Here is a 1332-nt window from a genome sequence, read left to right as displayed (position 1 = left end):
AAAAAAACGTTAGATTGTTTTGATACTGCTGTAGTCTCGTCCTATTCGTCTCCAAAGTTGTTTTGCCTAGAGCAGCTGCAGTTGGGCGGCCGCAAGGGACGCGATGGTGGCCAAGGTATCGATGCCTTCTCTCTCCGTAATGGCCGATGCACAAGTGCTGGAGCCCAGCTGTGTACAAGAGTAACCAAGCATGTAGCGTCGTGACCCATATCATGAGCCCAGTCTGTAACCTATACAAAATTGTACAATGCCTCCGAGGTCTTGTGCAAAAGCAAATTTTATCACTTTCAGAGTTCGGAGTTGATCAGAAAAGGCTGTATAAAAAACTTACTTCCTGGAATTTCATGAGTGATAAAATCATGGAGGAACACTTTTTCCACCAAACAGGCCCCATAAGACGTGATTTTGATAAAATCTGATCAGAAACGGGACCAGATACCCAGAAGCAAACAGCCGTATAATCACCTCAACAAATATTGCATAAGATCTGGCCTTACTAGTAGAATATATAGATAGAAAAAATTTAAATGAGGAATCGTCAGAAAAAACGCCGAATCCTGCTGTAGTTGCGAATCGTGACATATCGAACTGTTGAACGGTCAACGTAAAAATGACTATTAGTACTACTCTTGACAGAAATAACGTAATTAGTTTTGACAACGTGGCATTAGTTCGATAAACGACAACGATTCGGCAAAACGATAAAAGGCCAAACACGTCCCAGGGACATGGACGGAAACGGCATCAACCAGCAGCAGCAACAACAACAGCAGTATTAATAGTATGATAGTGGTACCATTGGTATACAAGTAGATTATCAGGCCATGGGTATAAACACCACCAAATTACCCCAAGTTGAAGTATTCAGTACCAGGTACATGTACCTGGTACAATTGCATCAGTACAGGGCACCTACTAAGAAAACAAGCGCTAGGAAGGGAAGGCTGAGACAAAAAAACAGGTATTCGTGGATAACGACCCCCCTTCTCAAGTAAGAAATCCAGCCTGGGTCATATTTCTTGTTTCTTGTCATTTCTCCTGCCTATACTCTACCTGGATTCTGGCTAGCTGCTCAGAGGCTATCGGACTCCGCACTGAATTGTTTAACTTTGGAACGTGAAAACGAAATATAAAGTAGTTGAGAAAAAAATGTCTAACTAAGCGGCTAACTTCTTCAATTCGTAAAACAATTCAAGTGCGATAGGCTCGATAACTACTCGTATGCACTCTTCAACAGAAACCGAACGCACATACTCTTAAAACAATCGAACGAGTACAGCCGAAAGTATACAGCAAAAACAATGATTAATCGTTTGAAGCGCAAACGTCAAC

The 1332-nt window shown here is 41.9% G+C and carries 1 protein-coding gene; it reads left to right on the top strand.

The features are described 5' to 3' along the window. On the top strand, positions 1–204 hold a 204-nt coding region (locus ABJF11_RS02780), incomplete at its 5' end, for a hypothetical protein (protein WP_348117912.1). Positions 205–1332 lie beyond the last annotated feature (1128 nt).

Source organism: Reichenbachiella sp. (assembly GCF_039941815.1).
Taxonomy (GTDB): domain Bacteria; phylum Bacteroidota; class Bacteroidia; order Cytophagales; family Cyclobacteriaceae; genus Reichenbachiella.
Note: the sequence above shows the minus strand (reverse complement) of the source record. Positions and strands in the feature narration are given on the sequence as shown.